Here is a 13,970-nt window from a genome sequence, read left to right on the forward strand (position 1 = left end):
GCCCCGGATCCGCGGATCCGCACCGCTTCATGAGAGTGATGTCTCGGGCACGATCTGCCCCCAGAGAGAGGTCGAGGGTGACTGTTAACGATCAGGACCCGTATTCCGTCGGTCACGTGGACTCGGACCCCGAGGAAACGTCGGAGTGGAACGAGTCGCTCGATGCGCTCGTCGAGGAGCGGGGCCGGGGTCGCGGGCGCGACGTCATGCTCAGCCTCCTCAAGCGCTCCAAGGAGCTCCACCTCGGCGTGCCGATGGTGCCCACCACGGACTACATCAACACCATCGCGCCCGAGAACGAGCCCGACTTCCCGGGCGACGAGGACGTCGAGCGCCGCTACCGCGCGTGGATCCGCTGGAACGCGGCCATCCTCGTGCACCGCGCGCAGCGTCCCGGCATCGGGGTCGGCGGCCACATCTCGACGTACGCGTCGAGCGCCTCGCTGTACGAGGTCGGCTTCAACCACTTCTTCCGCGGTCAGGACCACCCGGGCGGCGGCGACCAGATCTTCATCCAGGGCCACGCCTCCCCCGGCCCGTACGCGCGCGCCTTCCTCGAGGGACGCCTGAGCGAGCACCAGCTCGACGGATTCCGCCAGGAGAAGTCGCACCGGGGCGGCGGGCTCTCCAGCTACCCGCACCCGCGGCTCATGCCGGAGTTCTGGCAGTTCCCGACCGTGTCGATGGGCCTCGGCCCGATCAACGCGATCTACCAGGCGCAGGCGAACAAGTACCTCACCAACCGCGGCATCAAGGACGCCTCCGACCAGCAGGTCTGGGCGTTCCTCGGCGACGGCGAGATGGACGAGGTCGAGTCGCGCGGTCAGCTCCAGGTCGCCGCGAACGACGGCCTCGACAACCTGAACTTCATCGTCAACTGCAACCTCCAGCGCCTCGACGGACCCGTCCGCGGCAACGGCAAGATCGTGCAGGAGCTCGAGTCGTACTTCCGCGGCGCGGGCTGGAACGTCATCAAGCTCATCTGGGGCCGCGAGTGGGACGACCTGCTCGCCCGCGACACCGAGGGCGCGCTGCTCGACCTGATGAACAAGACGCCCGACGGCGACTTCCAGACCTACAAGACGGAGGACGGCGCCTACGTCCGCGAGAACTTCTTCGGCCGCGACCCGCGCGCCAAGAAGCTCGTCGAGGGCTACTCCGACGAGCAGATCTGGGGCCTGCGCCGCGGCGGCCACGACTACCGCAAGATCTACGCGGCCATGAAGGCCGCGACGGAGCACAAGGGCCAGCCCACCGTCATCCTCGCCCACACCATCAAGGGCTACGGTCTCGGCCGCAGCTTCGAGGGCCGCAACGCGACCCACCAGATGAAGAAGATGACGCTGGACAACCTCAAGTCGTTCCGCGACACCATGCGCATCCCGATCACGGACGCGCAGCTCGAGGAGAACCCCTACCTCCCGCCGTACTACCACCCCGGTCAGAACGACGAGGCGATCGAGTACCTGCAGGAGCGCCGCCGCGCGCTCGGCGGCTACCTCCCCGAGCGCCGCTCGAAGTACACGCAGCTGAACCTCCCCGAGGACTCGGCCTACGCGGTCGGCAAGAAGGGCTCCGGGACGCAGGAGATCGCCACCACCATGGCGTTCGTCCGCATCCTCAAGGACATCCTCCGGTCGAAGGACTTCGGCAACCGCGTCGTCCCGATCATCCCGGACGAGGCGCGCACCTTCGGCATGGACGCGTTCTTCCCGAACGCGAAGATCTACAACCCGCGCGGCCAGCACTACACGTCGGTCGACCGCGAGCTCCTCCTGGCCTACAAGGAGAGCCCGCAGGGTCAGATCCTCCACGTCGGCATCAACGAGGCGGGCGCCCTCGCGGCGTTCACCGCGATCGGCACCTCGTACTCGACGCAGGGCGAGCCGCTCATCCCGGTCTACGTCTTCTACTCGATGTTCGGGTTCCAGCGCACGGGCGACGCGATCTGGGCGGCCGGCGACATGATGTCGCGCGGCTTCATGATCGGCGCCACCGCAGGACGCACCACGCTGACCGGCGAGGGCCTCCAGCACGCGGACGGGCACTCCCCGATCCTCGCGGCGACCAACCCCGCGGTCGTGAGCTACGACCCGGCCTACGGGTACGAGATCGCGCACATCGTGCAGTCCGGTCTCGAGCGCATGTACGGCGGGAAGCACACCGACCCGAACGTCATGTACTACATCACGGTCTACAACGAGCCGATCGTGCAGCCGAAGGAGCCGGAGGACGTCGACGTCGAGGGCATCGTCCGCGGCATCCACCGCATCTCCTGGGGCCAGTGGGACGGGCCGAAGGCCCAGCTCCTCGCCTCGGGCGTCGCGGTGCCGTGGGCGATCGAGGCGCAGAAGCTCCTCGCCGAGGACTGGGGCGTCTCGGCGGACGTCTGGTCGGTCACCTCGTGGAACGAGCTGCGCCGCGACGGCATCAAGGCCGAGCAGCACAACTTCCTCCACCCCGAGGACGCCGAGCAGGTGCCGTACGTGACGCAGAAGCTGGCCGACGCGAAGGGCCCCTTCGTCGCCGTCTCGGACTTCTCGCACCAGGTCCCCGACCAGCTGCGCCAGTTCATCCCGGGCGACTTCGCGACGCTCGGCGCGGACGACTTCGGCTTCTCGGACACCCGTGCGGCGGCGCGGCGCTACTTCCAGATCGACGGCCCCTCGGTCGTCGTGCGGACGCTGCAGCTGCTCGCCAAGCGCGGCGAGGTCGACCCCTCGCTCGCCGTCCAGGCGATCGAGAAGTACCGCCTCCTCGACGTCAACGCCGGCACCACCGGCAACGCGGGCGGCGAGAGCTGACGGACGAGTCCGTGCTCTCGCAGGAACCCGCACCGTCGAGTGCGCGGGGTCCTGCTCCTGCGGCGGAGCGTCCGGCCACCCGGCCGGGCGCTCCCCGCACGAAGGAGCAGACCCTCGCCTGGCTGCGCACCCTCGCCGGTGAGCTCTCGACGCAGACGATCAAGCGACTCGAGGACACGCTGCCCTGGTACGGCAGCATGCCCCCCGGTCGGCGCTCGGCGGTCGGCCTCGTCGCCCAGGCCGGCATCACCTCGTTCATCTCGTGGTTCGACGACCCGTCGGCCACGCCGTGGATCGCGGCGGACGTGTTCGGAGCCGCTCCCCGCGAGCTGCTGCGCTCCGTCTCGCTGACGCAGACGCTGCAGCTGATCAAGGTGACGGTCGAGGTCGTCGAGGACCGGATCAAGAACGGCGGGGAGGACCTCCGCGAGGCGATCCTCCTCTACTCGCGCGAGATCGCCTTCGCCGCGGCCGACGTCTACGCGCGCGCCGCCGAGGCCCGAGGTCTCTGGGACGCGCGCCTGGAAGCGCTGGTCGTCGACTCGATCCTCACGGGCGAGGCCGACGACGAGCTGCCCAGCCGGATCGCCGCCCTCGGCTGGCACGGCCACGGCGAGGTCGCCGTCCTGGTGGGCACCGCTCCCAAGATGCTCGACGTCGACCAGCTGCGCCGCACGGCCCGGCACATGGACGCCGACGTGCTGATCGGCGTGCAGGGCAGCCGGCTCGTCCTGGTCATCGGCCGCGCCGAGCCGAGCGAGAACGCCACGGAGGAGACCGGCCCGCCGGTCGCGTTCCTCGAGATCGCGGAGGCGCTCGAGCCCGGCTTCGGGACCGGCCACCTCGTCCTCGGCCACGAGGTGCCGACCCTGGTCGAGGCGTCCCGCAGCGCCCGCGCGGCCCTCGCAGGGTTCGCGGTCGCCCGCTCCTGGCGGAACGCGCCGCGACCGGTCAACGCCGACGACCTCCTTCCCGAGCGCGCCCTCGCCGGCGACCCGCTCGCCCGCCAGAGCCTCATCACGCAGATCTACCGGCCCCTGCAGAAGCACTCGACCGAGCTTCTGACCACGCTGTGGGCTTACCTCGACAACGGCCGCTCCCTCGAGGCGACCGCCCGCGAGCTGTTCGTGCACCCGAACACGGTGCGCTACCGCCTCAAGCGGGTCGCCGAGGTGATCGGCTGGGACGCGACGGGCGCCCGCGAGGCGCTCATCCTCCAGTCCGCCCTCATCCTCGGCTCCATGAGCGACCCGGACGGCGCCGTCCGCCGGAAGCCGTCCCGACGCTGAGGCCCTCCGCTCGCCGAACCCCTCCCGCCCCTGAACACTTGTAGACCCGCGACAAGCTCTTTGTGCTTTGTCAGTGGCTCCACGCGCCGCACGTGCGAGCGCAGATCGGAAGACTGAATACCGTGATCGTCGTCGTCGCCCCGGGTCAGGGCTCCCAGACCCCCGGATTCCTCGCCCCCTGGCTAGAGATCCCCTCCGTGGCCGAGCAGGTCGCCGCGCACTCGGAGGCGGTCGGCATCGACCTCGCCGCGCACGGCACCGTCTCGGACGCGGACACCATCCGCGACACCGCGGTCGCCCAGCCCCTGATCGTCTCCGCGGGACTCGTGAGCCTCGCCGCCCTCCTCGAGGGCGGACGGCGCGAGCGCATCGCGGGCATCGCCGGCCACTCCGTCGGCGAGATCACCGCGGCCGCCGGAGCCGGGGTCCTCACCGAGGCCGACGCGCTGGTGTTCGTCCGCGAGCGCGCCCGTGCCATGGCCGCTGCGGCCGCCGCCGAGCCGACCGCGATGAGCGCGGTCCTCGGCGGCGACGAGCAGGCCCTGATCGCCCGTCTCGACGAGCTCGGCCTCGAGCCGGCCAACTACAACGGCGGCGGGCAGATCGTCGTCGCCGGCGCGGTCGACGCGCTCGAGGCACTCAAGGCGGAGCCGCTCCGCGGGACCCGCGTGATCCCCCTGCAGGTGGCCGGCGCCTTCCACACCCGCTACATGGCGCCCGCCCGCGACTCCCTCGCCGGCGTCGCCGCCGGGCTGACCCCCTCCGACCCGACGCTCCGGCTCTGGACGAACCGCGACGGGTCGGTCGTCGACTCCGGTGCCGCGTTCCTCGAGCTGCTCGTCGGCCAGGTCGCCTCCCCCGTCCGCTGGGACCTCTGCATGGCGGCCTTCGCCGACGCGGGCGTCACCGGGATCATCGAGCTGGCACCCGCCGGCGCGCTGGTCGGCCTCGCCAAGCGCGGCCTCAAGGGCGTGCCGAGCATCGCCATCACGACCCCCGACGACGTGGACGCCGCCCGCGCCTTCCTCGACGAGCACGCCGCCTAGCAGGAGAGACCCCATGACGACCCCTTCCCTCACCCAGTCCAGCGGCAGCGCGTACACCCGGATCCTCGGCATCGGCGCGGCACGCGGCGACCTCGTCGTCCCGAACGACGACCTGATCGAGCCGATCAACTCCTCCGACGAGTGGATCCGCCAGCGCACCGGCATCATCGAGCGCCGCCGCGCCTCCGCCGACATCCACGCGGTCGACCTCGCGACCACCGCCTCCCTCGAGGCGATCGAGAAGGCGGGCATCCGCCCGGACCAGATCGGCGTCGTGCTCGTCTCCACGATCAGCAACACCGTGCAGACCCCGTCGCTGGCCGCGCTCCTCGCGGACCGCATCGGCGCGAACCCCGCCCCGGCGTACGACATCTCGGCCGCCTGCGCCGGCTACACCTACGGCATCGCCCAGGCCGACTCCTTCATCCGCTCCGGCCTGGCCGAGTACGTGCTCGTCGTCGGAGCCGAGAAGCTGTCCGAGCTGGTCAAGTCGACCGACCGCAGCATCTCCTTCCTCCTGGGCGACGGCGCGGGCGCCGCGGTCGTCGGCCCCAGCGACACCGCCGGCATCTCGAAGACCGTCTGGGGATCCGACGGCTCCAAGTGGGACACCGTCGGCATGGACAACCCGCTCGCGGCCTACCGCGACGGCACCGCCGAATGGCCCACCCTCCGCCAGGACGGCCCGTCGGTCTTCCGCTGGGCGGTCTGGGAGATGGCCAAGGTCGCCAAGCAGGCGCTCGCGGAGGCGGGCGTCCAGCCCGAGGACCTCGCCGCGTTCATCCCCCACCAGGCGAACATGCGCATCATCGACGAGCTCGCGAAGCAGCTGAAGCTGCCCGAGACCGTCGCTATCGGCCGCGACATCGAGACCACCGGCAACACCTCCGCCGCGTCGATCCCGCTCGCCACCCACCGCCTGCTCGAGGAGCACCCGGAGCTGCACGGCGGACTCGCGCTGCAGATCGGCTTCGGCGCCGGACTGGTGTTCGGCGCGCAGGTCGTGGTGCTCCCGTGACCGGCGCGACCCCACCCCTAAACTGACCTACGGTCACTGACGAACACCCGAAGAACCCCCAAGGAGAGAACCATGGCACTGTCCAACGAAGAAGTCCTCGCCGGCCTGGCCGAGCTTGTCAACGACGAGACGGGCATCGCCACCGACTCCGTCGAGATGGACAAGTCGTTCACCGACGACCTCGACATCGACTCCATCTCGATGATGACCATCGTCGTCAACGCCGAGGAGAAGTTCGACGTGAAGATCCCCGACGACGAGGTCAAGAACCTCAAGACGGTCGGCGACGCGGTCCGCTTCATCGTCAAGGCGTCCGAGTAGTCGTCGCCCGCGCACCCCGTCCTCGTGGCGGACACCCCGGCCGGCGATCGTCGGCCGGGGTGAGCCCGGCACCCACCCACACGGAACAGAGAAGCTCGTCATGACCAAGAAGATCGTCGTCACCGGAATCGGTGCCAGCACTCCCCTCGGCGGGACCGCCCGGGAGTCCTGGAACGCACTCCTCGCCGGCGAATCAGGCGTCCGCTCCCTCGAGCAGGACTGGGTCGCCCAGTACGACATCCCGGTCACCTTCGCCGCCCAGGCCAAGGTCCGCCCGGAGGAGGTGCTCTCCCGCCCGGAGGCGAAGCGCCTCGACCCCTCCAGCCAGTTCGCGCTCATCTCGGCCCGCGAGGCCTGGGCCGACTCCGGCATCACCGACGTCGACCCGCTCCGCGTGGGCGTCGACTACTCGACCGGCATCGGCGGCCTCTGGACCCTCGTCGACGCGTGGGACACCCTGCGCGAGCGCGGACCCCGCCGGGTCCTCCCGATGACCATCCCGATGCTCATGCCCAACGCGGCCGCCGCCGCCATCAGCATGGCCATCCCCTCCCGCGCCTACGCCCGCACCGACGTGTCGGCCTGCGCCTCCAGCACCGAGGCCCTCGCGAACGCCTACGAGCACATGCAGCTCGGCCTCGCCGACGTGGTCGTCGCCGGCGGCACGGAGTCGGTCGTCCACCCGCTCCCGATCGCCGCCTTCGCGTCGATGCAGGCCCTCTCGCGCCGCAACGACGACCCGGCGACCGCCTCGCGCCCCTACGACGTCTCCCGCGACGGCTTCGTCCTCGGAGAAGGCGCCGCGACGCTCATCCTCGAGACCGAGGAGCACGCCCTCGCCCGCGGAGCCCGCATCTACGCGGAGCTCGCCGGCGGCGCCGTCACCAGCGACTCGTACCACATCACGGCGCCGGACCCCGAGGGCTCCGCCGCCGCCCGCGCCATGATCGGCGCCCTCGAGCAGGCCGGAGCCGCGCTCACCGACGTCACCCACGTCAACGCCCACGCGACGAGCACCCCGGTCGGCGACATCGCCGAGTACCGCGCCCTGCTGCGCGTCTTCGGCGACCACCTCCCGAACATCGCCGTCTCCGCGACCAAGGCGTCCACCGGCCACCTCCTCGGCGGCACCGGCGCGCTCGAGGCCATCTTCACCGTGCTCGCCCTCCACGAGCGCACCGCACCCCCCACCATCAACCTCTTCGAGCAGGACCCCCAGATCCCCCTCGACGTCGTCACCAGCCCCCGCGCCCTCGGCGACGGACCGCTGGTCGCCATCTCGAACTCGTTCGGGTTCGGGGGGCACAATGCTGTTGCCGCTTTCCGGACGGTGTAGCGGGGCGTAGCCCCGCTCCACCGTGCGGAAAGCGGGCTGCGCCGCTCCTTGCGCGGCGCAGGCGCGTCCGCTGGGGAGGGGGGCGGGGTTTCCGAGGGCCGGTGCGGTGCGGCGACGGTGATCCGCTGGAACGCGGATCCCCGGATACGCCTCGTGCCGCGAGGGATCTGCGCCGCCGTCTGGTGCGGGCTGGTGAGCACGCCGTGCTGGTGGGGAGCGCGGGCTTCGCCGCGGCTCGGGTCGGATGCTCGGATCAACGAAGCTGTCCGGGTGGGAGCGCGGGCTTCGCCGCGACTCGCGTCGGATACTCCGATCGCGGAAGCTGTCCGGGTGGGAGCGCGGGCTTCGCCGCGACTCGGGTCGAAAGCTTCGGTTCAAGCAGCTGTGCTCGAGGGGAGCGCGGGCTTCGCCGCGACTCGGGTCGGATGCTCGGATCAGGGCGGCTGCGCTCGTGGGGAGCGTGCGACTCGCCATTACTCGGGCCGTCGGCGTCGTGCGCGACAGAGGTGCGGGCGGGTCCACGAGTCTTCCGACGCCCTCCGCCGGAACGCGGTGCTCCGCCGACCGTCTGGTCGACGTGCCAGCGAGCGGCAACCGTGAGGCGACGACGCGCCTTCGAGGCGGACCTCTGCCGGAACGGGGGGTCCGCTGGCCGCCTGGTTCAGGGAGGCGGGAGCGAACGATTGCCGCGAGGCGTATCCGCCGATCCGCGTGCCAGCGGATCGGCGTCGCCGGACGCCGGCCGCTCCACGGAACCCGACCACCCGACCGAGCCGACTGCGCGACGCCGCGCGAGGAGCGGCGTCGAACGAACTCAGCCGACCCCGTGCATCCAGACGACGGGGGCGAAGTCGCCGCCGTAGCGGAAGGGCTCGAGCTCGTCCTCCCAGGCCTGGCCGAGGGCGAGGCGCAGCTCGCGGTGCAGCTCGATGGGGTCGGCGCCGGCGAGCTCCATGGCGGAGCGGATGCGGTCCTCGGGCACGACGGTGTTGCCCGCGCTGTCGGTCTGGGCGTAGAAGATGCCGAGCTCGGGCGTGTGCATCCAGCGGCCTCCGTCGACGCCGGGCGAGGGCTCCTCGGTGACCTCGTAGCGGACGTCGGCCCAGCCGCGGAGAGCGGAGGCGATGACGGCACCGGTTCCGACCGGGCCCTCCCAGGCGAATTCGGCGCGCAGTGTGCTGCGGAGCACGGGCTGCTCGATCCAGGCGAAGTTCACGGCACGACCAAGGGCGCGACCTGTCCCCCACTCGAGGTGGGGGCAGAGCGCGCGGGGGGCGGAGTGCACGAAGAGCACACCCCGAGTCTGCTGCGCCACCATGGTGTCCTCCGTTCGTCCCGGTGCGTCTTCCCCAACGACCCGGACCACGGAACACTCTGCGGTGCGCCTTCTTCGATTATGACGGTGGACGTGCCACCACGCCCGATCATGCAGGAGCGGCGGACCTCCGTCAAGGCGGCTCGCCGCGCCTGCTCGACCGGCCGTGGGCGGCTCCTGCCTATACTCAGGTCGTCCGCGCCGCCGGACGCCGCACACCGCCAGACGCCCGCCGGGAGGAGCACCGTGTCCGTCCGCGACGGCCTGCTCGCCCTGCTCACGCTCGGCCCCGCCTACGGCCTCCAGCTGCACGCCGAGCTCCTCGACCGTGCCGCGCACCGGCCCCGGGTCAACGTCGGCCAGATCTACTCGACGCTCGAGCGCCTGCGCGAGCGGGGCCTCGTCGTCTCGGCCGGGTCCACCGACGACGGCCTCCCCCTGCACGCGCTCACCGGCGAGGGCCGCGCGGAGGCGGCCGCCTGGCTGACGGGTGGCGGAGCGTCCCCGGAGGAGGACTGGGACGACGTCCTCGACCGGGTGCTGCTGGCCTCGAGCCTGTCCGGCGCCGACCTCGCCGCCGTCCTCGACGCGTACGAGAGCTCGCTGCCCGCCACCGCCGACGAGCAGGCGGAGGAGGAGGACGCGCACCCGCAGCGCCGCCTCGCCGCGATCGCCGCCCGCGTGCGGGAGGAGGCCCTGCGGCGCCTCCTCGAGGCGGCCCGCGACGAGCTCACGGGCGACGGGCCGGGACGGGGCGTCCGCGGATACGCTCTCGAGCGTCCCCGCCGGGGCCGTCGAGCCTCGAGCTAGGACGAGACAGGCGCGGGTGCCGTCGCCTAGGGTGGTTCGCATGTCCCGCACCCCCCTCGGTCTCCGCGTCCCCTCCCGGGCGCGCCGGCGCCTCGTCGCCGCCGGAGCGGGCACGGTCCTCGTCCTGTGCGCCGCCCTCGCCGCCCCGCTCTCCGCGTCCGCCGCCTACGACCCGTCCGACTACCCCTCGTGGTCCGATGTCGAGGCCGCGAAGTCGAGCGAGAGCGCCACCGCCGCCGAGGTCGACCGCATCACCGCCTTCCTCGCCGACCTGCGCGACCAGGCCGCCGCCCTCACCGACGCCGCCATCAGCCGGGCCGCCGAGGCGGACGCCGCGCAGAGCGCTCTCGACGAGGCGACCCAGCGCGTGAGCGCCCTGGAGGAGCGCGCCTCCGCCGCCCGCTCGGACGCCGACGCAGCGAAGGAGCAGGCCGGCCGTCTCGCCGCGCAGCTCTACCGCAACGGCGGGACCGATGCGACGCTCAACCTCCTCATCGGCGGCGACGAGTCGAGCGAGCTGCTCTACCGCCTCGGCACCATGACGCAGCTCACCCAGCAGACCAGCCGGCTCCAGACCGCGGCGCAGTCGACCGAGAACCAGGCCGTCTCCCTCGCCGCTCAGGCCGAGCAGGCCCGGGGCGAGCGCGTCTCCCTCGCCACCGCCGCGGCCGACGCGCTCTCGGTCGCCCGCTCCGCTCAGGCCGAGGCCGACGCCAAGGTCGCCGACCAGGAGAAGTACAGCCAGGAGCTCTACACCCAGCTCGCCTCGCTCAAGAACACCACCGCCGAGATCGAGCGGGAGTACGCCGACGGCCAGGACGCGAAGTCGGCGTTCGAGGAGCAGCAGCGCCTCTCCCGCCTCGCCGCCGAGGCCGAGGCCGCCCGCCAGCGCGCCGCGTCGGCTCCCGCCGCGGCCGCGGCTCCGGCAGCGCCCTCCAACAGTGGAGGCGGCGGAGGCGGCCCGGTCGAGCTCGGCGACGACGACCCGACCGGCGCGCGCAACAGCTCCGCCAAGACCATCGCCGCCCTCGGCACCTACGCCGGACGCACGGACGGCCTCTCCCCCGCGCAGGCCCAGGCCTACGCCCGGACCGCCGTCGGCCGCTTCGGCTGGGGCGCCGACCAGGTCGACCGGTGCCTCATCCCGCTGTGGAACGGCGAGTCGGGATGGCGCTGGAACGCGCTGAACCGCTCCTCCGGCGCCTACGGCATCCCGCAGGCCCTCCCGGCGAGCAAGATGGCCAACTCGGGAGCCGACTACCAGACGAACGCGGCGACGCAGGTCGACTGGGGCCTCTCGTACATCAAGAGCGCCTACGGCTCGCCCTGCAACGCGTGGTCGAGCTGGAACAACCGCTCGCCGCACTGGTACTGATCCCGCGTCTCACTTCGCCTGGTCGTAGGAGTCGACGACGGCGACGGTGACCGGGAAGTCGACCTCGCCCACTCCGAAGAGCGAGCGTCCGGCGCGCACCGCCGCCTCGCGGACGATCGCGGCGACCCGCTCGCCGACGTCGGCGGGAGCGTGCACGATCACCTCGTCGTGCAGGAAGTAGACGAGGTGCGCCCGGCCGACCGCGCCGCCCTCGGCGCGCAGTCGCGCCCGCAGCTCGCCCATCCAGCAGAGCGCCCACTCGGCCGCGGTCCCCTGCACCACGAAGTTGCGGGTGAAGCGTCCCCACTCGCGCGCTCGCGCCGCATCGGCCGAGAGCCCCTCGGGGCCGGGAGGCGAGCTGCGCCCGAGCCACGTCGAGACGCTCTCGCCGCGCTCCCCCGCCCGAGCCGCCGCCTCGACGTGCGCGACCGAGCGCGGGTAGGCACGGGCGAGCCTCGGGAGCAGCCGTCCGGCCTCCCCGCTCGTCGCCCCGTACATCGCCCCCAGCATCGCGACCTTCGCCCTCGGCCGGTCGGGGACCACGCCGGCGTCGACGATGCCCTGGTAGAGGTCGCGGCCCCGCCCGGCGGCGGCCATGGCCGAGTCGCCCGAGAGCGCGGCGAGGATGCGCGGCTCGAGCTGCGCGGCATCCGCGACCACGAGGCTCCAGCCCGGATCCGCGGTGACCGCGGCGCGGATCTGCCGCGGCAGCTGCAGCGCCCCTCCGCCCGAGGTCGCCCAGCGGCCGGTGACGACGCCGCCCACCACGTACTCCGGCCGGAACCGTCCGTCGCGCACCCACGCGTCGAGCCAGGCCCAGCCGTTGGCGGTGAGCAGCCGGGAGAGCTTCTTGTACTCCAGGAGCGGCGGCACCGCGGGGTGCTCGAGGGACTGCAGCTCCCAGGAGCGCGTCGACTCGACCGGCAGACCCGCGCGCCGCAGCGCCTTGAGGAGCTCAGCCGGCGAGTCGGGGTTGAGCTCGGGCGCGCCGAGCTCGTCGCGCAGGCGGTCGGCCAGCGCCTCCAACCGGGCCGGGCGGCCGCCGAAGAGCGGGCGGGGGCCGAGCATCCCGGTGAGCACCCGGTCGTGCATATCGGCGCGCCAGGGCAGCCCTGCGTGGGCGATCTCGCGAGCGATCAGGGCGCCGACGGATTCGGCGGCGAGCAGCAGGCGGAGCCGGCCGGCCTCGGCGGCGCCGGAGAGCGCCTCCTCCTGCAGGGCCAACTCGAGGACGGGGTCGAGCTCGTCGGAGCCGCCCGCCGCCTCCTCGAACCCGATCAGCGTGTCCTGCGCGGCGGGGGCCGCGGCTCCCGCGTCCCACGGGTCGAGGGGCGAGCGCGCGAGAGCCGATGAGGCGGCGGAGACCGAGCGGCGGAGGATCGCGCGGGCCAGCCGGAGGTCGTGGCACCGGGCGACGACCACCCCGGCCGACAGCAGTGCGGGGTACCAGCGCGCGGTGTCGTCCCAGACCCAGCGCGGGCGCTCCGGCTCCCGCTCCCGGACGAACGCCGCCAGCTCGGCCGGCCCCCTGCCGCTCCCGGCCTCGGCGCCGCCGACGGGGTCGACCGCCCGCCACGCCCCCGTGGGGCCGCCGACGAGTGCGAGGAGCATCGGGCCATTCTCCCCCGTGGCGGACACGGAGGCCGCCGTCGCGGGGACGGCAGGGCCCCCTCTCGCTGAAGGAGTCACGCCGACGGCCGCGAGGGCGGGTAGCCGGGGAAGGGCTTCTCCTGCGCCGTCGGCGGCTGATGGGCCCACAGGGCGGCCGCGATGGTGTCCATCGAGCGGGAGTAGCCTACGAGCGTCCGCCTCTCCGGCTCGGCCGCCCAGGTCACCGCGCGGAACCAGGTCTCGCGGTACGGGCCGGTCTCGATGCGGCGCACCAGGCCGATCCGGCCGGTGCGCAGGGCGTCGACCATCACCCACTCGTCCTGCCCGCTGCTGCGCAGCATCTGGAGCGGACTCCACTCGATCATCGCGCCTCCCACCGGTCGATCCGCGGCCGTGGCGAGCACGAGCGCCGCGGCGTACACTCGCAGACTATCGAACACATGTTCGAACGGCCAACCGGGTCCGGCGAGTGAACGGGAGCACGACGATGGCGGTGATCGACGAGACGGCGCTGGTCTCGACCGACGGCGAGGGAGTGCCGATCGCGCTCGAGTGGCGGGGCGGGAGCTACCGGGTGACCGACCGGCCGACGGTGTGGACCTGCACGAGCGAGTGGTGGGCGCCCCTCGAGGGGTTCCCGCCGACGTTCGGGCGCACACCGGTGAGCATCGGCGGCTGGCGCTTCCAGGCGACGGACCTCGCGACCGGCGGAGCGTTCGTGCTCGACGTGGTCGCGTCGACGGAGCCGCAGTGGAGCGTGGTGCGGATCTACGAGTAGTGCCGGCGCGAGGCCGGCCGGGCGGCTACTTGTCGGCCGACCAGGGCGCCCGCGTCATGGCGATGAGAGCCGCGACTCCGGAGACGAGGCCGACACCGGCGATGGCGGACACGACGAGCCAGAGAACGAGTTCCATGCCGCCAGTCTACCGAGCCCCGGAGCGGATCCTCTCCGCCCCGCTTCCATCCCCCGGCTATGGAATAGCCTGGGCAGAGTGACCGACGCCCCCACCCGCGCGAGTGTCGGACTGCGCTCGGAGCGCGGCCC

12 protein-coding genes are annotated in these 13,970 nt (G+C 72.6%); 9 read left to right on the forward strand and 3 right to left on the reverse strand.

Features of this window, described 5'->3' with window-relative positions:
* Positions 1-77 precede the first annotated feature (77 nt).
* The 6 genes from aceE to C5D09_RS10395 all read left to right on the forward strand — a co-directional run bounded on the left by aceE (position 78) and on the right by C5D09_RS10395 (position 7,814).
* Entirely contained in the window at positions 78-2,804 is a 2,727-nt protein-coding gene (gene aceE / locus C5D09_RS10370; protein ID WP_104223467.1) for a pyruvate dehydrogenase (acetyl-transferring), homodimeric type, read from the forward strand.
* Between the two features lie 122 nt (positions 2,805-2,926).
* Positions 2,927-4,093: a CdaR family transcriptional regulator gene (locus C5D09_RS10375; protein ID WP_181027189.1), complete on the forward strand. Its 1,167-nt coding sequence runs from the start codon at positions 2,927-2,929 to the stop codon at positions 4,091-4,093.
* 122 nt (positions 4,094-4,215) lie between these two features.
* Positions 4,216-5,139, forward strand: a complete 924-nt coding sequence (locus C5D09_RS10380; protein WP_104226672.1) for an ACP S-malonyltransferase — start codon at positions 4,216-4,218, stop codon at positions 5,137-5,139.
* 13 nt (positions 5,140-5,152) lie between these two features.
* A complete protein-coding gene (locus tag C5D09_RS10385) occupies positions 5,153-6,157 on the forward strand; it encodes a beta-ketoacyl-ACP synthase III (RefSeq protein ID WP_104223464.1) in 1,005 nt (334 codons plus the stop codon).
* Positions 6,158-6,229: 72 nt separating this feature from the next.
* Positions 6,230-6,478, forward strand: a complete 249-nt coding sequence (locus C5D09_RS10390; protein ID WP_104223463.1) for an acyl carrier protein — start codon at positions 6,230-6,232, stop codon at positions 6,476-6,478.
* Positions 6,479-6,578: 100 nt separating this feature from the next.
* Positions 6,579-7,814, forward strand: coding sequence for a beta-ketoacyl synthase (locus tag C5D09_RS10395; RefSeq protein ID WP_104226673.1), 1,236 nt, complete (start codon positions 6,579-6,581; stop codon positions 7,812-7,814).
* Positions 7,815-8,628: 814 nt separating this feature from the next.
* Here C5D09_RS10395 and C5D09_RS10400 read toward each other — a convergent pair.
* Positions 8,629-9,132 carry a DUF3145 domain-containing protein gene (locus C5D09_RS10400; protein ID WP_104226674.1) on the reverse strand — a complete coding sequence of 168 codons (504 nt, stop codon included), beginning with the start codon at positions 9,130-9,132 and terminating at the stop codon, positions 8,629-8,631.
* Between the two features lie 243 nt (positions 9,133-9,375).
* Between C5D09_RS10400 and C5D09_RS10405 the strand changes: the two genes are divergently transcribed.
* Both C5D09_RS10405 and C5D09_RS10410 read left to right on the forward strand, forming a co-directional pair.
* Complete coding sequence (locus C5D09_RS10405) at positions 9,376-9,939, forward strand: PadR family transcriptional regulator (protein ID WP_181129978.1); 564 nt, start codon at positions 9,376-9,378, stop codon at positions 9,937-9,939.
* 40 nt (positions 9,940-9,979) lie between these two features.
* Entirely contained in the window at positions 9,980-11,314 is a 1,335-nt protein-coding gene (locus tag C5D09_RS10410; RefSeq protein WP_104269256.1) for a hypothetical protein, read from the forward strand.
* A 9-nt stretch (positions 11,315-11,323) separates the two neighbouring features.
* Here the strand turns inward: C5D09_RS10410 and C5D09_RS10415 are convergent, their stop codons facing one another.
* Together C5D09_RS10415 and C5D09_RS10420 are read right to left on the reverse strand one after the other, a co-directional pair.
* Positions 11,324-12,925, reverse strand: a complete 1,602-nt coding sequence (locus C5D09_RS10415; RefSeq protein WP_104269257.1) for a bifunctional 3'-5' exonuclease/DNA polymerase — start codon at positions 12,923-12,925, stop codon at positions 11,324-11,326.
* A 74-nt stretch (positions 12,926-12,999) separates the two neighbouring features.
* Positions 13,000-13,347 (reverse strand): hypothetical protein, encoded by a 348-nt coding sequence (locus C5D09_RS10420; protein WP_104260982.1) that lies wholly within the window; start codon positions 13,345-13,347, stop codon positions 13,000-13,002.
* Between the two features lie 47 nt (positions 13,348-13,394).
* Here C5D09_RS10420 and C5D09_RS10425 point away from each other — a divergent pair, with 47 nt between their 5' ends.
* Positions 13,395-13,703, forward strand: a complete 309-nt coding sequence (locus tag C5D09_RS10425; protein ID WP_104226677.1) for a hypothetical protein — start codon at positions 13,395-13,397, stop codon at positions 13,701-13,703.
* Positions 13,704-13,970 lie beyond the last annotated feature (267 nt).

The sequence above is a fragment of the Rathayibacter sp. AY1C9 genome, assembly GCF_002932315.1.
Classification (GTDB): Bacteria; Actinomycetota; Actinomycetes; order Actinomycetales; family Microbacteriaceae; genus Rathayibacter.

What these genes read in the sequence shown, in the direction of transcription:
- C5D09_RS10385 (WP_104223464.1), top strand. Translation starts at nt 5,153, where the DNA reads ATGACGACCCCTTCCCTCACCCAGTCCAGCGGCAGCGCGTACACCCGG.
- C5D09_RS10390 (WP_104223463.1), top strand. Translation starts at nt 6,230, where the DNA reads ATGGCACTGTCCAACGAAGAAGTCCTCGCCGGCCTGGCCGAGCTTGTC.
- C5D09_RS10395 (WP_104226673.1), top strand. Translation starts at nt 6,579, where the DNA reads ATGACCAAGAAGATCGTCGTCACCGGAATCGGTGCCAGCACTCCCCTC.
- C5D09_RS10415 (WP_104269257.1), bottom strand. Translation starts at nt 12,925, where the DNA reads ATGCTCCTCGCACTCGTCGGCGGCCCCACGGGGGCGTGGCGGGCGGTC.
- C5D09_RS10410 (WP_104269256.1), top strand. Translation starts at nt 9,980, where the DNA reads ATGTCCCGCACCCCCCTCGGTCTCCGCGTCCCCTCCCGGGCGCGCCGG.
- C5D09_RS10400 (WP_104226674.1), bottom strand. Translation starts at nt 9,132, where the DNA reads ATGGTGGCGCAGCAGACTCGGGGTGTGCTCTTCGTGCACTCCGCCCCC.